At 72.7% G+C, this 17,647-nt stretch carries 17 protein-coding genes; 8 read left to right on the forward strand and 9 right to left on the reverse strand.

Features of this window, described 5'->3' with window-relative positions; genetic code table 11:
- Positions 1-48 precede the first annotated feature (48 nt).
- Both ACEQ2X_RS15275 and ACEQ2X_RS15280 read left to right on the forward strand, forming a co-directional pair.
- Entirely contained in the window at positions 49-1,014 is a 966-nt protein-coding gene (locus tag ACEQ2X_RS15275) for a ketopantoate reductase family protein (RefSeq protein WP_370326688.1), read from the forward strand.
- Positions 1,015-1,070: 56 nt separating this feature from the next.
- Complete coding sequence (locus ACEQ2X_RS15280; protein ID WP_370326689.1) at positions 1,071-1,766, forward strand: hypothetical protein; 696 nt, start codon at positions 1,071-1,073, stop codon at positions 1,764-1,766.
- Here ACEQ2X_RS15280 and ACEQ2X_RS15285 read toward each other — a convergent pair whose 3' ends face one another.
- Together ACEQ2X_RS15285 and ACEQ2X_RS15290 are read right to left on the reverse strand one after the other, a co-directional pair.
- Positions 1,767-2,585: an ABC transporter permease gene (locus tag ACEQ2X_RS15285; RefSeq protein ID WP_370326690.1), complete on the reverse strand. Its 819-nt coding sequence runs from the start codon at positions 2,583-2,585 to the stop codon at positions 1,767-1,769. It abuts the gene before it with no gap.
- Positions 2,582-3,613, reverse strand: coding sequence for an ATP-binding cassette domain-containing protein (locus tag ACEQ2X_RS15290; RefSeq protein ID WP_370326691.1), 1,032 nt, complete (start codon positions 3,611-3,613; stop codon positions 2,582-2,584). The genes ACEQ2X_RS15285 and ACEQ2X_RS15290 overlap by 4 nt, the downstream gene beginning before the upstream one ends.
- Before the next feature lie 68 nt (positions 3,614-3,681).
- On the opposite strand from ACEQ2X_RS15290, the gene ACEQ2X_RS15295 reads away from it, so the two are divergent.
- Positions 3,682-4,164 (forward strand): MarR family winged helix-turn-helix transcriptional regulator, encoded by a 483-nt coding sequence (locus ACEQ2X_RS15295; RefSeq protein WP_370326692.1) that lies wholly within the window; start codon positions 3,682-3,684, stop codon positions 4,162-4,164.
- A 218-nt stretch (positions 4,165-4,382) separates the two neighbouring features.
- Here the strand turns inward: ACEQ2X_RS15295 and ACEQ2X_RS15300 are convergent, their stop codons facing one another.
- The gene (locus ACEQ2X_RS15300; RefSeq protein WP_370326693.1) at positions 4,383-5,372 is read right to left on the reverse strand and encodes a threonine/serine dehydratase; all 990 of its coding nucleotides are present in this window, start codon (positions 5,370-5,372) and stop codon (positions 4,383-4,385) included.
- On the reverse strand, positions 5,369-5,575 hold the full coding sequence (locus ACEQ2X_RS15305) for a dodecin family protein (RefSeq protein ID WP_370326694.1): 207 nt from the start codon (positions 5,573-5,575) through the stop codon (positions 5,369-5,371). The genes ACEQ2X_RS15300 and ACEQ2X_RS15305 overlap by 4 nt, the downstream gene beginning before the upstream one ends.
- Before the next feature lie 154 nt (positions 5,576-5,729).
- Here ACEQ2X_RS15305 and ACEQ2X_RS15310 point away from each other — a divergent pair, with 154 nt between their 5' ends.
- Positions 5,730-6,803, forward strand: a complete 1,074-nt coding sequence (locus ACEQ2X_RS15310; protein WP_370326695.1) for a class I fructose-bisphosphate aldolase — start codon at positions 5,730-5,732, stop codon at positions 6,801-6,803.
- Between the two features lie 154 nt (positions 6,804-6,957).
- A complete protein-coding gene (locus ACEQ2X_RS15315) occupies positions 6,958-9,186 on the forward strand; it encodes a putative bifunctional diguanylate cyclase/phosphodiesterase (RefSeq protein WP_370326696.1) in 2,229 nt (742 codons plus the stop codon).
- Here ACEQ2X_RS15315 and ACEQ2X_RS15320 read toward each other — a convergent pair.
- Positions 9,170-10,084 (reverse strand): glutaminyl-peptide cyclotransferase, encoded by a 915-nt coding sequence (locus tag ACEQ2X_RS15320; RefSeq protein WP_370326697.1) that lies wholly within the window; start codon positions 10,082-10,084, stop codon positions 9,170-9,172. The two genes, ACEQ2X_RS15315 and ACEQ2X_RS15320, sit on opposite strands and share 17 nt — an antisense overlap.
- 50 nt (positions 10,085-10,134) lie before the next feature.
- Between ACEQ2X_RS15320 and ACEQ2X_RS15325 the strand changes: the two genes are divergently transcribed.
- Positions 10,135-11,814, forward strand: coding sequence for an AMP-binding protein (locus tag ACEQ2X_RS15325; RefSeq protein ID WP_370326698.1), 1,680 nt, complete (start codon positions 10,135-10,137; stop codon positions 11,812-11,814).
- 6 nt (positions 11,815-11,820) lie between these two features.
- Here ACEQ2X_RS15325 and ACEQ2X_RS15330 read toward each other — a convergent pair whose 3' ends face one another.
- Positions 11,821-12,204 carry a nuclear transport factor 2 family protein gene (locus ACEQ2X_RS15330; RefSeq protein WP_370326699.1) on the reverse strand — a complete coding sequence of 128 codons (384 nt, stop codon included), beginning with the start codon at positions 12,202-12,204 and terminating at the stop codon, positions 11,821-11,823.
- Positions 12,201-13,352, reverse strand: coding sequence for a PLP-dependent aspartate aminotransferase family protein (locus ACEQ2X_RS15335; protein WP_370326700.1), 1,152 nt, complete (start codon positions 13,350-13,352; stop codon positions 12,201-12,203). Before ACEQ2X_RS15335 ends, ACEQ2X_RS15330 begins: the two co-directional genes overlap by 4 nt.
- Before the next feature lie 269 nt (positions 13,353-13,621).
- On the opposite strand from ACEQ2X_RS15335, the gene ACEQ2X_RS15340 reads away from it, so the two are divergent.
- Positions 13,622-14,335, forward strand: coding sequence for a TetR/AcrR family transcriptional regulator C-terminal domain-containing protein (locus tag ACEQ2X_RS15340; protein WP_370326701.1), 714 nt, complete (start codon positions 13,622-13,624; stop codon positions 14,333-14,335).
- 53 nt (positions 14,336-14,388) lie between these two features.
- Entirely contained in the window at positions 14,389-15,330 is a 942-nt protein-coding gene (locus tag ACEQ2X_RS15345) for a glycosyltransferase family 2 protein (protein ID WP_370326702.1), read from the forward strand.
- 36 nt (positions 15,331-15,366) lie between these two features.
- On the opposite strand, the gene ACEQ2X_RS15350 is transcribed toward ACEQ2X_RS15345, so the two are convergent.
- Both ACEQ2X_RS15350 and ACEQ2X_RS15355 read right to left on the reverse strand, forming a co-directional pair.
- Entirely contained in the window at positions 15,367-16,236 is an 870-nt protein-coding gene (locus tag ACEQ2X_RS15350) for a DUF4393 domain-containing protein (protein WP_370326703.1), read from the reverse strand.
- Positions 16,237-16,243: 7 nt separating this feature from the next.
- Positions 16,244-17,614 (reverse strand): DUF445 domain-containing protein, encoded by a 1,371-nt coding sequence (locus ACEQ2X_RS15355; RefSeq protein ID WP_370326704.1) that lies wholly within the window; start codon positions 17,612-17,614, stop codon positions 16,244-16,246.
- Between the last annotated feature and the right edge of the window lie 33 nt (positions 17,615-17,647).

Below are 17,647 nucleotides of genomic sequence, written 5' to 3' on the forward strand. Positions count from 1 at the left end.
CGCCTGGGATGCGACAGGAGCGTGCGACGGACGGGTATGCCTGGACGCATGCGGTTCATCGTCGTCGGCGCCGGTGCCATCGGGGGCACCCTCGCCGCCCAGCTGCACGTCACCGGACAGGACGTCGAGGTCGTGGCGCGCGGAGACCACCTCGACGCGATCAGGTCCGGCGGCCTCGTCCGGGTGGCGCCGGACGGGCGCGCGGTCGCCCACGTCCGAGCCCACGCGCAGGTGTCGGACGCCGTCATCGACGACGACACCGTCGTCGTGCTCGCCACGAAGGTCCACCAGGTCGAGCCGGTCCTCGACGAGCTGCTGGCCCACGCCGGGCCGGACGTGCCCGTCGCCTGCGTCCACAACGGGGTGGAGGGCGAGCGGCTGGCGGCCCGCCGGTTCCGACGGGTCCACGGCGTGCTGATCAACGTCCCCGGCGTCCACCTGACCCCCGGCGAGGTGCAGGTCTTCGCCACCGCACCACGCGGTGTGCTCGACATCGGGCGCTGGCCGTCAGGGGTCGACGACACGACCCGCGCGATCGCGGACGCCTGGACCCGCGCGGAGTTCCTCTCCGAGGCGTGCGAGGACGTCATGGCCCGCAAGTGGGCGAAGCTGCTCGGCAACGTCGGCAATGTCCTGCAGGTGCTGTGCGGCACCGACCGGGAGGGGTGGGACCAGCTCTACGAGCGGGTCCGCGACGAGGCGGAGGCCGTGGTCGCGGCGGCCGGCATCACCGTCGACGCCGCGACCCAGCAGCACCGGGCACAGCTGGTCGCGCGGGCGGACATCGGCGACGTCCGGCGGCCGGGCGGCTCGACCTGGCAGAGCGCGGTGCGCGGGCAGCCGGTGGAGACGACGGCCCTGAACGGCGAGATCTGCCTGCTCGGACGGCTGCACGGCGTCCCGACCCCGGCGAACGACCTGGTGCAGGCCGAGGCGCTGGCCCTCGTGGCCGCGGGCGACCCGATCGGCAGCCGCGACCAGGCAGCGCTGCTCGCACGCCTCGACACCGGCTGACGGGGATGCGTACGATCCGGCCTGGACGACCGGGTGGGCGACAGGCGGGACGGGCGATGAGCGCAGGGTGGGACCCGAACGCGACGGACCGGATCGCCCCGGAGCTGCTCGGCACGCACGCTGCACCGCCCCAGCCGGCACCGCCCCAGCCAGCACCGCCCCAGCCGACGGGGCGTCCCTCGCCGTCCGACCCCGTCCTGGACCGCTTCCCGAGACGCCAGGGTGGCGAGGTCCTCGTCTACCAGCAGGGGTTCGTCGACGTGCTGGCCGACGGGTCGGCCCGGTCGATCGGCTGGGACGAGGTGGGCGACTTCCGCGGTGTCAGCACCCGCAGCCGCGTGACGGTGGCCTTCGTCCCGATCGCGCAGACGACCAGCCACCGCTTCGAGATCGGCATGGTGACCGGCGGCACCGTCGTCCTCGACCGCAGCGTCGACCGGGTCCAGGAGCTCGCCGACGCCCTCGAGCGCGCCACGGCCCGCCACCGGCTGCGCCACCGCCTGGCCGACATCCAGCAGACCGGCCGCACGGTGCTGTCCGACCGGTTCCCGGCGATCACGATCACGTCGCAGGCGGTGTTCGAGCGGGACCGGCTGCAGTTCGTCCACAGCGCCGTGGAGGCGTTCGACCCCGCAAACGGGGGCGTACGGATCGCCTACCGCGACGAGCGGGGCAGGCGACGGTTCCTCCACCTGCCCGCGGAGAAGCTCGACGTCCGGACCGCGCTGCGGCTGATCGAGGGGCTGCGCTGATCAGGTGGCCTTGCGGTAGCCCCGGATCGCGAGCGGGACGGTGATCGCCAGGATCCCGACGACCCAGGCCAGGCCGAACCACACGTCCCCTGCCGTCGGGCCGCCGTTGACGAGCGAGCGGACGCCGTTGACGACCGCCGTCACCGGGGAGTTGTTCGCGAAGGCCTGCAACCAGCCGGGCATGAAGTCGGTCGGCACGAACGCGCTCGACGCGAACACCAGCGGGAAGACCCAGATGAACCCGCCGACCTGCGCGGTCTCGGCGTCCGGGGCGCGCATGCCGATGTTGACGCTGATCCAGCTGAACGCGAACGCCGTCGCCACGGTCAGGCCGATCGCGCCGAGGGCGGCGCCGAACCCCGCCTGGAAGCGGAACCCCAGCAGGTAGCCGACGCCGATCATCAGCAGCACGGTCAGGAACGAGCGGAACGCGTCGGCGATGGTCCGGCCGGCGAGGACGGCGGAGCGGGCCATCGGGAGGGATCGGAAGCGGTCCACGATCCCGGCGCGCATGTCCTCGTTCAGGGCGATGCCCGACTGGGTCGAGCCGAACAGCGCGGTCTGGGCGAACACGCCGGGGAGGAGGAAGTTGATGTAGTCGCCCTGGAAGCCCTCGGGGAGCTGGAGCGCGCCGCCGAACACGTAGTTGAAGAGCAGCACGAACATGACGGGCTGGACGATCGAGAAGATCATCAGCTGCGGGGAGCGACGGATCTTCATCAGGTTCCGGCCGACGATGACCAGGACGTCCTTGACGACCCAGCTCGGCCCGGTGGGCGCGGCCTCGAACTGGCGGGCGGGTGCGGTGGTGGTGCTCATCGCGTCGCGGCCTCCGTACGGCGGCGACCGCGGCCACGCCGGCCGGTCGCTGCGGGGTCGTCGGCGACGTCGCTGGCGGACTCGCCGGTCAAGGTCAGGAACACCTCGTCGAGGGTGGGGCGGCGCAGCGCGAGGTCGGCGACCTCGATGCCGGCGGTGTCCAGGCGGCGGACGGCCTGCACCAGCGCCTGGGCGCCGAGGCCCGTGGCGACGTGGACGTCGCCGGTGAACTCGTCGGTCCGCGGGGTCTCGGGGCCGAGGTCGGCCAGCGCCTCGGCGGCTTCGACGGTGCGGGTCCGGTCGGCGACGGTCAGCTGCAGGACGTCACCGCCGACGCGGGTCTTCAGCTCGTCCGCGGTCCCCTCGGCGATGATCCGTCCGCGGTCGATCACCGCGATCGAGTCCGCGAGGTGGTCCGCCTCCTCCAGGTACTGGGTGGTCAGCAGGAGCGTGGTCCCGTCGTCGACCAGCTCCTGCATGAGCCCCCACAGCTCGATCCGGCTGCGCGGGTCGAGGCCGGTCGTGGGCTCGTCCATGAACAGGACCTGCGGACGGCCGACCAGGGAGGCGGCGAGGTCGAGCCGACGGCGCATGCCGCCGGAGTAGGTCTTCACGGGCCGGTCGGCGGCCTCGGTCAGGCTGATGCGCTCGAGCACCTCGTCGGCGCGACGGCGCGCCTCGGGGGTCTGCAGGTGGTACAGCCGGCCGACCATGACGAGGTTCTCCCGCCCGGTCATGTCGGGTTCGACGGCCGCGTACTGACCGGCCAGGCCGATCACCGACCGGATGGCCATCGTGTCCCGCTCGACGTCGAGGCCGGCGACGGTGGCCCGGCCCTCGGTGGGGGCGAGGAGGGTCGCCAGGATCCGGACGAGGGTCGTCTTGCCGGCGCCGTTCGGGCCCAGCAGGCCCTGGACGGTCCCCTCGGGCACCTCCAGGTCCACGCCGTCCAGGGCGACGACCTGGTCCCGGCCGCGGTCGCCGAAGGTCCGCCGCACCCCCTGGACGCTGATCATCGGTTCGCTCATGAGGCGACACGCTACGAGTGATACTTGAAGTTGGCAACCATTGAATTCTGCAAGTATTCTGTGACGCCATGGAACAAGAGGGGCGAGGCGCGGTCGTCAAGGACGTCGTGCGGATGATGTTCGAGTTGACCGGGATGCTCAGAGCGCACATGGACCGGTCCGCCGCGGCCCTCGACCTGACGCCGATGCAGGCGCGTGCGCTGTTCGTGACCCACATCCCGGTGCCGATGCGCCAGGTCGCCGACGCGCTCCACTGCGACGCGAGCAACATCACCGGCATCGTCGACCGGCTGGAGGAGCGGGGGCTCATGCGCCGCGTCACCGATCCCGAGGACCGCCGCCGCCGCAACCTGCTGATCACCGACGAGGGGAAGGTCGTCAACGAGCGGCTGCGTGATCTGCTGCGAGACGGGAACCCGGTCCTCGCCCTCGACGACGACGAGATCGAGGTCCTGCACGGCCTGCTGCTGAAGGTGCTGGCGTCGGGGACGCCCGCCGACGTGGTCGACCGCCGGGCGGCGGCTGAGGAAGTCGCGGACCGAGCCCCCTGATCACCAACCGCGATCGCCCCACGGGCGACTCGCGGGCACCTCGACCACCCCGACATCCCCGCCATCGCCCCACGGGCGACTCACGGACACCACGACCACCCCGACATCCCCGCCATCGCCCCACGGGCGACTCACGGGCATCCGCGCCGTTGCCGGCCGACCGCCAGCGACCCACGGGCCCCGCGGGCACCGCCGCGCTGAGACCCGACTGCGGACCCTCAGAGCCGCTCGAGCGCCCGGACCAGCACGCCGGGGTCGGCGTTCCCGCCGGAGCACACGACGGCGACGGTCCGCCCCTCCACCTCGACCCGGCCGGTCAGCGCGGCGGCCAGGGCGATCGCGCCGCCCGGCTCGACGACGACCTTCAGCTCGGTCATCGCGACGGCCATCGCCTCGAGCGCCTCGTCGTCGGTCACGGTGACGATCCCCGTCAGCAGGCGCTGGTTGATCCCGAACGTCAGCCGCCCCGGCGTCTCGGTCTGCACCGCGTCGCAGATGGACCGGGCCGCGGGGTCGTTGCGGACGCGCTCGCCGGCCTCGAGGGAGCGTCGGGTGTCGTCGAAGTCCACCGGCTCGGTGCCCCACAGCTCGGTGGCGGGGGACTCCGCCTCGAGCGCCAGCGCGCACCCGGCCGTCAGCCCGCCGCCCGATGTCGGCACGACGAAGGCATCGAGCGTCGCGCCCCGCTCCCGCGCCTGCTGGACGACCTCGAGGCCCAGGGTGCCCTGCCCCGCGATCACGTGGGGGTCGTCGAAGGGCGGGACGACCACCATCCCGCGCTCGGCGGCGACGGCCATGCCGACGCCCTCGCGGTCCTCGGTGTAGCGGTCGTAGGTGACGACCTCGGCGCCGTACTCTCGGGTGTTGCGCAGCTTGACCGCCGGCGCGTCCTCCGGCATCACGATGACGGCGCTGACCCCGAACAGCGCCGCCGCGTGGGCCACCGCCTGGGCGTGGTTGCCGGAGGAGAACGCGAGCACGCCGCGGGCGCGCTCCTCCTCGGTCAGGCGGCTGATCCGGTTGACCGCGCCGCGGAACTTGAACGCGCCGACGCGCTGCAGCGACTCGGCCTTGATCAGCAGCCGACCGCCGAGGCGGGCGTCCAGCCGCGGCGACGAAAGCAGCGGAGTCCGGACGGCGTGACCGGCGATGCGGTCGGCGGCCTCGCGGACGTCTGCGGCGGTCGGCAGCCGGACGTCCTCGGTCACGAGCGCTCGATCCGGAAGCGGATGCGGACGTGGGAGTGGAACTCGGTGATCTCGGTCCCGTCGACCACGGCAGAGGTCTCGAGGACGTCGAAGCCCTGGATGCCGCGGAGGGTCTTCGCGGCTTCCTCGAGCGCCTTGACCGCGGCGTCCTGCCAGGAGTCGGTCGACACGCCGACCAGGTCGATGGTCTTGATGACTGCCACGGCTCGTCCAGTCGCTCGAGGGTCACGTGCTCGAGGGTCACGTGGGGACGCGCAGATGCTAACGGCCCCACCCCGGTGTGCAGGAACCGACGTGAGCCGGGTAGAACCAGATCACCGCAGCACCGACACCCCCACCGCCGGAGGCGACGCAGACGTGAGCACCATCGACACGATCACCGACCTGCTGGGAGACGAGGCCGACGACCTGCTCGAGCACAAGGCCGTCGTGGACACCGGGATGCTGACGTTGCCCGGCGGGGACGTCGTCGACCGCGTGTACGCCGACACCGACCGCGGCAACCGGGTGCTCGGCAACCTCGAGCGGCTGATCCAGCACGGCCGGCTCGCCGGGTCCGGCTACGTGTCGATCCTGCCCGTCGACCAGGGCATCGAGCACTCCGCCGGGGCGAGCTTCGCCCCCAACCCCGCGTACTTCGACCCGGAGAACATCATCCGGCTCGCCGTCGAGGGCGGGTGCAACGCCGTCGCCTCGACCTTCGGGGTGCTCGGCGCGACCAGCCGGCGGTGGGCGCACAAGATCCCGTTCATCGTCAAGCTCAACCACAACGAGCTGCTGACCCACCCCAACAGCTACGACCAGATCAGCTTCGGCACGGTGCAGCAGGCCTACGACATGGGGGCCGCCGGCGTCGGCGCGACGATCTACTTCGGCTCCGAGGAGTCGAACCGCCAGCTGATCGAGGTGGCCCACGACTTCGCCGAGGCCCACCGCCTGGGGATGTTCACCGTGCTGTGGTGCTACCTGCGGAACTCGGCGTTCAAGGTCGACGGGACCGACTACCACACCGCCGCGGACCTCACCGCCCAGGCCAACCACCTCGGCGTCACGATCGAGGCGGACATCATCAAGCAGAAGCTGCCCGAGACCAACGGGGGCTACCGCGCGCTGAACAGCGGCGACTCGAGCTACGGGAAGCTCGACGAGACGATCTACACCGACCTCGCGAGCGACCACCCCATCGACCTGTGCCGCTACCAGGTCCTCAACTGCTACGCCGGCCGGATGGGGCTCATCAACTCCGGCGGGGCGTCGAGCGGCGCGAGCGACAAGGCGGAGGCGGTCCGCACCGCGGTGGTCAACAAGCGCGCCGGCGGCATGGGCCTGATCAGCGGCCGGAAGGCGTTCCAGCGCCCGATGGCCGAGGGTGCGGACCTGCTCCACGCCATCCAGGACGTGTACCTGTGCGACGAGGTGACGATCGCGTGAGAGGACACCACTGGACATCGCCTAGACCGACATAGCACCTGGGAACTGGTCTAAAGACATCAGGGGCGCTGCCGATCTCCTCTCCATGGCGGCACCCCTCGTGCCCGGTCGGCGTCACCTCCGGGACGGCATCTCCACGCTCATACCCCAGGGCGTGGGACTTCCCGATGCCGCGTTCAGCGCTCGCCACGGGCTGCTCCGGGTGGTCCTGGCCGGCCACCTCCCGGCGCTCGCGGTGTTCGGCATGGTCCGCGGCTACGACCCGTCCCACGTCCTGCTCGAGGTCTCGCCGATCCTCGCGACGGTCCTCGCCGAGCGCCTGTCGCGCACCCAGCGGTGGCGCGCCCTGTGGGTCACCGGCGGGCTGGCGTGGTGCTCGACGGTCCTGGTCCACCTCAGCGGCGGCCAGATCGAAGCGCACTTCCACTACTTCGTCGTCGTCGGACTGATCGCGCTCTACCAGCGCTGGCTGCCGTTCGTCTGGGCGCTCGGGTTCACCGTCGCGAGCCACGGGATCGGCACGATGATCGCGCCGGCGTCGATGTTCAACCACCCCGCGGCGATCAACCGGCCGTGGCTCTGGGCGGGCATCCACGGGGGCGCGGTGCTGGCCGCCACGATCACCCAGATCGTGTTCTGGTCCGCCGCCGAGCGCGAGCAGCACCGGGTGGAGGAGCTGAGCGACGACCTGGTGGCGACCGCGCGGGAGAACGCGAGCCAGCGGGCGCGGTTCGAGTCGCTGGTCGCGAACGCCTTCGACGGCGTCGCGATCGTCTGCCCGGCGGGCGATGTCCGCTGGCAGAGCCCCGCCATGGCCCGGATCATGGGGACACGCCCCGGCGGGGCCCTGGTCGACGTGGTCCGGGAGGGGGACGCCGCCCGGCTGGAGGTCGCGCTCGCCGCGGCCGGCCGCGGGGACGCCTCCGAACGGCTGATGGTCCGCTGCGGCACCGACGACCCGCGCTGGATCGAGCTGTCGCTGGTCGACCTGACCGCCAACCCCGACGTCGGCGGCATCGTCGTCAACGCCCGCGACGTGACCGCGCACCGGAAGGCCGAGCACGACCTCGCCTGGCAGGCCCACCACGACGCGCTCACCGGCCTGCCGAACCGCGCGAAGCTGGACCAGCTCCTCGCCGACCTGGCGACCGGGCCGGACGCCGACCGCAACCTCGCGGTCATGTTCGTCGACGTCGACGACTTCAAGCACGTCAACGACCGGCTCGGCCACAGCGTCGGCGACCAGCTGCTCCGCGACGTCGGCCGCCGGCTGCGGGAGGTCGTCCGCCACCAGGACGTCGTCGCCAGGCTCGGCGGCGACGAGTTCGTCGTCCTCTGCACCGACGCGGGCACGACCGAGGAGGTCCTCGTCGTCGCAGGCCGCATCGCCTCCGCCCTGGACGACCCGTTCCAGATCGACGGTGCCACCGTCGCGGTCACCGCGTCGATCGGCGTGGCGCTGCACCACCCGGACCAGCCGGTCGAGGAGCTCCTCCGCCACGCCGACCTGGCGATGTACGCCGCGAAGGACCAGGGCCGCGACCGCATCGAGGTCTTCGATCACACCCGGCACCTGACCGACCACCGCGCCGGCCTGCACGACGAGCTGCAGGTCGCCATCGAGGTGGGGCAGCTCCGCGTCCACTACCAGCCGATCGTGTCGATCGAGAGCCGCGCCGTCCGCGGGCTCGAGGCCCTCGTCCGGTGGGAGCACCCGGAGCGCGGCATGGTGTCGCCGGCCGAGTTCATCCCGCTCGCCGAGGTCACCGGCCTGATCGTCCCGCTCGGCACGGTCGTGCTCGAGACGGCCTGCGCGGACCTGGTGCGCTGGGACCCGCACGGGGACACGACCGTCAGCGTGAACGTCTCCGGCGTCCAGCTGCAGCGGTCCTCCTTCGCCCCGACGGTCGAGCGCGTGCTCGCCCAGACGGGGCTCGACCCGCGCCGCCTGACCCTCGAGATCACCGAGACCGTCGTCGTCGGCGACGACGCGGTCGTCGGGACGAACATCGACCGGGTGACCGCACTGGGCGTGCGCCTGGCGATGGACGACTTCGGCACCGGCTACTCGGCCCTGGTGACGTTGAAGCGCTACGCCTTCGACATCGTGAAGGTCGACCGCGAGTTCGTCGCCGGGCTGAGCGAGCACTCGAGCGACGCGGCGATCGTCCGCGCCGTCATCGGCATGGCCCACGCCCTCGGCATGGAGGTGGTCGCCGAGGGGATCGAGCACGCCGACCAGCTGGCTGCCCTGGCGGCGATCGGCTCGGACTTCGGGCAGGGCTACGCGTTCGGCCGACCGGTCGCGCTGGAGGCCCTGCCGCCGGCCAGCGGCGTCGGCTGGGCCATCGCCCCCGCCCCCGCGGTCACGACCGCGAGCTGACGGCCGGCCCCCGGGGCCGCACGTAGTGGGTGGGGGTGACGGTCGGGCCCTCGCACCCCTCGACGCAGGTGAAGGTCACCTCGACCATGACCGGCCACTCCTTGCCGGTCAGCAACCAGGTGCCGGTCTCGGGGTCGTGGGCGATCCCGTTCAGCACCGCCCCCTGCCGCGGCTCCTCGACGAAGCGGCCGGCGTCGTCGGCCAGCGCGGAGACGTCGACCTCGCTGACCACGTCGCCGGTGTCGGGGTCGATCACGAGGATGGTGTTCGTGTTCCAGAGGTTGGCCCACACCAGCCCGTCGACGCACTCGAGCTCGTTCAGGTCGTCGTTGGGCTGGCCGGCCAGGTCCACGACGACGGAGTCGACCACCTCGAAGGTGTCCGGGTCGCGGAGGTCCAGGGTGTCGGTCCCGTCGGACATCACGAGGCGATCGGGGAGGTCGCAGATCCCCCACCCCTCCCCCTCGTAGGCGAGCTCACCGGTCGGCTCGAGGGTGTCGACGTCGTAGGTGAAGGCGGTTCCCTCGCGCCAGGTGAGCTGGATGATCCGGTCGCCGACGACCGTCGCGCCCTCGCCGAAGAACGCGTCGTCGAGGTCGGTGCGGGCCAGGACCTCGCCGGTGGCGGGGTCGATCTCGGTCATGGCCGACTGCTCGTACAGCCCCCGGCTCTCGAACAACCGGCCCTCGTGGAACTCGAGGCCCTGGGTGAACGCCTCCGGGTCGTGCGGACGGCGGTCGACCTCGACGGCCTGCAGGACGTCACCGGCGGGCACCCCGGCCGCGGAGGCGGCGACCGCGGTGGAGGGGTCGGCGGTGACCTCCACGGCCTGGTCCCCCGCGGGGGCGCAGGCGACGACGAGGAGGCAGAGGGACGTGAGCAGGGCGGGGGCGCGCATCACCCCCAAGGGTGACACCCCGACCGACGACGTGTGCTATCACTCCGGGGATGCACGAGCCGCGCAGTCACCAGAGCGGCCCGCTGATCCGGGCTGCATCCACCGCCGCGACCGAGGCGGGCCGCTACGGCCACATCGCCGCGACGATCCTGCGGGCGGGGGTGGTCCCCTTCCCGCAGGTGCACCGCGGCATCGCCGAGCTGGTGCCGATGGCCCGCTACGGCACGACGCTCGGCGGGCTGTTCGAGATGGCCGCGGCGGTCACGCCGCACCGGACGGCCGTGGTGGACGACGACCGCGCGGTCACCTACCGCCAGCTGCGCCGGCGGGTGGCCGCGCTGGCCGGCGGGCTCGCCGACACCTTCGGCATCGACGCGGGCGCGTCGGTCGGCGTGCTGGCCCGCAACCACATCGGGTTCGTCGAGGCGGTGCTCGCGTGCAACCGGCTGGGTGCCCACGCGGTCCTGCTCAACACCGGCATGAGCGCGTCGCAGGCGGCGACGGTCGCCACCGAGCAGGAGCTCCAGCTCCTGATCGCCGACGCGGAGCTGCTGGAGCTGGTCTCGAAGGCCCCCTCGACCATCCCGCGGGTCTGCGCCGACCGCCCGACGCCCGAGGTCGCCGACGCGGTCGAGTGCGGCCTCGCGGACCTCATCGGCGTCGCCGACCGGCGGACGGCCGCGCCGACGGAGCACGGGCGCACCGTGGTCATGACCTCCGGCACGACCGGCGCGCCCAAGGGGGCGAAGCGCCCCTCGTCAGCCGGTCCGGACGCCGCGGCGTCGATCCTGTCGAGGATCCCGTTCCGGGCCGAGGAGGCGACCCACATCGCCCCGCCGCTGTTCCACACCTGGGGTTTTGCGAACCTGCAGATCGCCGCCATGCTCCGGGCGACGATCGTGCTGCGGCGCCACTTCGACCCGGCCGAGGCGCTCAGGACCCTGTCGGTGCACCGCTGCACGGCGATGGCGGTCGTGCCGGTGATGCTGCAGCGGATCCTCGAGCTCGAGGACGACGAGCGGCCCCCCGTCGACCTGTCCGCGCTCCGCGTCGTCGCGGCCAGCGGGTCGGCGCTGCCCGGTCCGCTCGCGACGCGGTGGATCGACGCCTACGGCCCGACGCTCTACAACCTCTACGGGTCGACGGAGGTGTCCTGGGCGACGATCGCCACACCCGATGAGCTGGCCGACCACCCCGGCACGGCCGGCCGCGCGCCGAAGGGCACGCGCCTCGCGATCGTCGGCGACGACGACCAGGTCCTCGGGCCGGGTGAGGTCGGGCGGATCTTCGTCGGGAACGACCTGCAGTTCGAGGGGTACACGGGCGACGCGGCGTCGAACGACGTGCTCGACGGGATGATGGCCACCGGCGACGTCGGACACCTCGACGAGGACGGCCTGCTGTTCGTCGCCGGCCGCGACGACGACATGATCGTGTCGGGTGGCGAGAACGTGTACCCGAAGGAGGTCGAGGACCTCCTCGCCAGCCGCGACGACATCGTGGAGGTCGCGGTGATCGGCGTGGACGACGACGACTTCGGACAGCGGCTGGCGGCGTTCATCGTCCCCCGCGACCCCGATCAGGCGCCCGACGAGGACACCATCAAGGCGTTCGTCAAGGAGGAGCTCGCGAAGTTCAGCGTCCCCCGCGACGTCGTCGTGCTGGACGAGCTGCCCCGCAACCCCACCGGCAAGGTCATGAAGAAGGACCTGCACGATCGGCTGGGCTGATCGGCGTCAATCGCCGCCCCACGGCGTCAGGTCGCTCGGGACCTCCGTCCACACCCCGTCCCACCGGGTGATCCGCCCGCCGGCCTCGTGGGGGCCGTCGAGGGTCAGCAGGACCCGGCCGTGCTGGCCGTAGGCGTGCGCGTCGGCCCGGAACCACACCGCGTAGGACAGCGCGCCCCGGTCGGCGGCGAGGAGCACGTCGTCGACGCGGGCGACCTCGCGGCGACCGCCGTAGGCGCTGAACCAGGCGCGGATCGCCTCCGGTCCCTCCACCGCCGGCTCCCCCGGCTCGACCAGGACCGCGTCGTCGGCGAACGCGTCGTCGACAAGGTCGTCGGGGTCGCCGGTGAACGCCTGGACGACCAGGGCGGCGAGCTCGTCGGCGGTCATCGGGCCGTGCCCCCGCCACCCGCGCCGGCGCTCGCCGCGTCGATCGCCCGCGCGAGGTCGGTCCACAGGTCCTCGACGTGCTCGATGCCGACCGACATGCGGATCAGGCCCGGCGGGGTCCGCTCCTCGCCCGCCTGGCGGCCGCGGCGCTCCATCGACGTCTCCACCCCGCCGAGGCTGGTGGCGTGGACGACGAGCTCCACCCCGGCGCAGACCGCGTCGGCCGTGGCGGCGTCGGCGAGGACGAAGGACAGCAGCGCCCCGAACCCGTCCATCTGCCGGCTGGCGACCGCGTGGCCGGGGTCGGTGGGCAGACCCGGGTAGTGGACGCGCTCGACGGCGGGGTGGGCGGCGAGGCGCTCGGCCAGCACCTGGGCCGAGGCCATCGCCCGGCGCATCCGCACGTCGAGGGTGCGGATGCCGCGGAGGGCGAGGAAGCAGTCCATCGGACCGGGGATCGCGCCGTGGAGGCTGCGGTGGTCCACCAGCGCCCGGGCGAGGGACTCGTCGCGGGTGACGACGGCGCCCATCAGCAGGTCGGAGTGGCCGGACAGGTACTTCGTCACCGAGTGGACGACGACGTGGGCGCCGAGGTCGAGGGGGCGCTGGGCGATCGGGGTCGCGGCGGTGGAGTCGACGATCGCGATCGCGCCCTTCGCGGTGGCGGCGTCGGACAGCGCCTCGATGTCGGCGACGGTGATCAGCGGGTTGGTCGGGCTCTCGAGCCACAGGACGCCGTGGGCCGGCAGCGCGTCGATGGTGGCCTGGACGTCGGCGACGTCGACCGACTCGGTGAACAGGCCCGTGGTGGAGTCGAACAGCGCCCGCGAGCCGTGGTAGCCGTCGAGGGGCTGGACCAGCCCGGGACGGCCCCGCACCGCCGTGGCCACGACGGCGGACACCGCGGCCATGCCAGAGGAGAACACGACCGCGGTGCCCCGCTCGAGGGCGCCGATGGCCTGCTCGACGGCGGCGGTGCTGGCACCGCCGTAGCGGGCGTACTCGCCGTCGGCGGGTGCCCGCAGGACCGAGGCGAAGAGCGGCGGCTGGTTCAGCGGTTGCCCGGGTTCGGCCGGCGGACGTCCGGCCGCGACCGCCGTGGTGGCGGGGTGCAGCGGACCGGCGGCGGGGTGGGAGGTCTCGGCCATGGGGGCGGATGGTAGGCGCTCGAGCGCGGCCGTCGGGGCGGCTCCCGGCACCGCCCGCCCGACGTCGGCTGCACGCTGTCCGGCGTCCCCCGCGCCCAGCCGCACGTCCTCCCGTGCTGCACGTCCCCCGACTGCACGTCGTCCGGGACAGTGCCCGACGACGTGCGGTCAGCCCCCGCGTCGCACCCGACGACGTGCAGTCAGCCCCTCGTCCGGCCCCGCCGAACCCGCTGGGGCGGTGGGGGGACCGGGGCCTATCGTGGGGGCCCGTGGTCCCGCGAACCGACGCCGACGCCGAGCCCGAGCGCCCCCGCGCCCCGCTCAGCCGCGATCGGGTGCTGCGCACGGCGGTGGCGCTGGCCGACGCCGAGGGGCTCGGCGCGTTGACGATGCGCCGGCTCGGCCAGGAGCTCGGTGCCGAGGCGATGTCGCTGTACCACCACGTCGCGGGCAAGGAGGCGGTCCTCGACGGCGTGGTCGAGGTGGTGGCCGCCGAGATCCTCGACGTGGCCTCCGAGGTGGAGGCCCCCGACCCGGCGGAGGACTGGCGGGGGGCGCTGCGGGCGCGGATCCTCGCCGCCCGGACCGTGCTGCTCCGCCACCCCTGGGCGCCCGCGGTCATCGAGACGCGGACGAGCCTGTCCGTAGGCGTCGTCACCTGGTACGACCAGCTGCTCGGGATCATGCGGGCGGGCGGGATGTCCTACGACCTCGCGCACCACGCGATGCACGCCCTGGGCAGCCGCGCGCTCGGGTTCACCCACGAGCTGTTCGAGCCCGACGACCCCGAGGTCGGCGACGAGGAGGCCGCCGCGATGCTCGAGGAGATGGCGGGCCGGTTGCCCCACCTCGTCGAGATGATGGGTGAGATCGCCCACGGCGACGAGGGCCAGCTCGGCTGGTGCGACGACCAGTTCGAGTTCGAGTTCGGGCTCGACCTGCTGCTCGACGGGTTGGAGCGGCGCCGCGCCGCGGAGGGGTAGGGGCGAGCCGCACCGGCCGTCCGACCACTCCCGGCTGCTACGAGCGACGTAGGATGAGGCGCACTGTGTCTGGTGCAACCCCTCCTGCGCGCGCCGACCTGGACGTGACCGTCGTGCTGCCCGCCCTCAACGAGGTGGGCCACATCGGGGCGGAGGTCGAGCGCATCACGAAGGCTCTCAAGGAGAGCCCGTACTCCTTCGAGATCCTGGTGATCGACGACGGGTCGACCGACGGGACCGGCGACGTCGTCGACGGGTTGCCGTTCGTGCGCCTGATGCGGTTCGCGGTGAACCGGGGGTCGGGCACCGCACGGCGCATCGGCAGCCAGGAGGCGTACGGCCGCTACGTCGTGTGGACCGACGCGGACATGACGTACCCGAACGAGCGCATCCCCGAGCTGATCGACATCCTGCAGACGGGCCGCTGCCAGCAGGTCGTCGGTGCCCGGACCAGCGAGGAGGGGACCCACAAGCTGCTGCGCGTCCCCGCGAAGTGGACGATCCGCAAGCTGGCCGAGTACCTGACGTCGACGGAGATCCCCGACCTCAACTCCGGCCTGCGCGCCTTCCGGCGGGCGGACGCGCTGCCCTACCTCGGGCTGCTGCCGACCGGGTTCAGCTGCGTCACGACGATAACGCTCGCGTTCCTCTCCAACGGGCTGGCCGTCGAGTACGTCCCGATCGACTACGCGAAGCGGGCCGGCAAGTCGCACTTCCACCCGATCCGCGACGCCTACCGGTACATGCTGCAGGTCGTGCGGATGGTCACGTTCTTCGAGCCGCTGCGGGTCTTCGCGCCGCTCGCCTTCACCCTCCTCGGCCTCGGGACGGTGAAGTTCGTCTACGACGTGGCGGTCGGCGCGATCACCGACGGCGACCCGTTCCGGCTCAGCATCAACACGATCCTGCTGATCATCACCGGGCTGATCCTGTTCAGCCTCGGGTTGCTGGCGGACCTGATCGTCCGCACCCACCGCCACACCTCGTCGGGCTGAGGCGGACCGCCGCACCCCGGTCGACGGCCCGCTCCCTCACGCCGGGGGGACGGCGCCGAAGGGCAGGCAGGCCTGGGCGAAGCCCTGTCCGAACGGGGTGATCTGGATCGACCGCCGGATCGTCTTGGTGCGGCCCCGCCCCATCGCCTCGACCACCTCGGGCTGGGCCTCGAGGACCTGGTAGACCGACGGGTCGCGCAGCTCCTCGCGGCTGAACCACACCAGGCCGAGCCGCTCGAGGTTGTTCAGGTAGGCGGGCACCCGGTCCACGAAGTGCAGGCCCGCCTCCGCCCCGATCATGTTGAGGCCGGGCGCGACCAGCTGGGAGGAGCCGGGGAACGGCGATGCGGTGCGGACGTCGACGGCCGGCTGGGACCCCTCGGTCGCCAGCAGCCGGAGGATGCGGGCCTCGTCCGGCGCGAGCTCGTCGAGGATGCGGGCATAGGCCGGGTGGAACGGCTCGTCGTACTCGACGTCGGCGGAGGCCTCGAGCAGGGCGGCGCCCTTCTCCCGCAGCGCGCGGGCCGAGACCGTCGATGCGGCCTCCTCGTCCAGCTCCGGTCGGCCGTCCGGGTTGACCTCCGGCATCTGGAAGCCGACGACCTTCCCGGCCTCGTCGACGATGCCGAGGAGGTCCCTGGCCTGGTCGCGCAGCGCCTCGGCGGCGTCGTCGATCAGGTGCGTCGCGGTCTCCCCGTCCATGGCGGCCTTCACGACCCGGCTGCCGATGCGGACCCCCGCCGTCACGCCCCAGCGCCCCAACCTGATGCTCGCACCCGCCGTCAGGCGGGCGAGCCCGACGCCGGCGCTGAGGAGCGTCGGGCGCTCAGGCGGCGGGTCGGTCCGCGGGGTGCGGGCCGGCAGGTCGATCACGGCGTCGGGGGCGGGGCGGGGCTCATCGTGCATGGTGGCTCTAGATCACGGTCAGGAGGCTCTGGAGCAGCCCGGCGGTGAAGCCGAGGACGGCCCCGATGAACAGCAGCATCCACTCGTCCTCCTTCACCGCCGACCGCAGCAGCTCGGCGAAGTCGTCGGGGGCGAGCTGCTCCATCCGGACGGTGAGGAGCTCCTCGAGCGCCTCGGCCTGCCGGGCGTTGAACGCGGGGTCCTGCAGCGGGACGACGGTGTAGCCGAACGCCTCCTGGGCGACGCGCTCGCGGACCGCCTCGTAGGAGTCGCGGCCCTTCGTCAGGCGGACCGCACCGCGGAGGGGCCCGATGGCCCGGTCGATCGCCGGCTTCAGCGCGGTCGAGATCATCTTGCGGGTGCGGTCGGCCCGGCGGCCCGTCATGAACTCCCGGCCGATGTTCTCGAGGGTGACGATGTCGGTGGCGATCAGGCGGGCGTACTGGCGGGCGACCTCGGGTTGGCGGCGCATGAACAGCCCGTGGAGGGTGACGGGACCGATCTTCCTCGGGGTGATCGGGATGAAGATCTGCTTGATCGCGATGGCGTTGGTCGCGTAGCCGATCAGGACCCCGGCGAGGGGGAGGGTCCACCACTGGTCGACGGCGAGGAACAGCCCGATCGAAGGGAGGCCGAGCAGCACGCCGTAGTACAGGCCGGCGTTGACGACGAAGTCGAGCTCCTTCTTCCCGACCTCGAGGAAGATCGAGTTCGCGAGCTCCGGCCGCGCCTCGATGTGGCGGATGACCATCAGCTTGATGTCGAGGAGCTGGTCGATGTTGGCCCCGATCTCGTCGGTGACGGTCCGCACCACGTCGGGCAGCTGGGCCTGCACCCGCTCGTGGACGACCTCGCGCACGGGGGTGGGGGTCTCGCGCCACAGCCGCGGGTACTCCCGCTCGAGGTTCCGCTCGACGAGCTGGCGGACGTCGCCGCGGGAGGTGTCGAGGATGTGCTGGGCGATGCGCTCGGGATCGAGCTTCTCGTAGAACTCCGACGGGCTGCCCAGCTTCGAGACGCCCTTGTCGACGGCGATCGACCCCATCTTCGCGGCGCGCGAGGGGATGACGCCCTGCCAGCCGAGCTTGCCGTCGAGCACGCCGGGGACGGACTGGAGCTTGCGGGGGAGGAGGCGGCCGACCGCGGCGAGACCGGGCAGGCGGACGCCGACGAAGCTGACGGGGTAGAAGAGGAGCTTGATGCCGACGTAGTTGGTGACATAGCCGATGACCCCGGAGATGACCGGGATGCTCAGCAGGCGGTAGTCGATGTCCAGGGTCGGGGCTCCTCCGACGTCGCCGTGGCCGGGGGGCCGCCGGGGACTGCGCCGGGATCCTACGCCGGGCGGTGCCGGGCGTGCTGATCCGGCGTGCGGCACCGCCGGGCATGGCGATACCCGCCCGGGCTAGAG

The organism is Euzebya sp. (assembly GCF_964222135.1).
In the GTDB taxonomy this organism is placed as follows: domain Bacteria; phylum Actinomycetota; class Nitriliruptoria; order Euzebyales; family Euzebyaceae; genus Euzebya.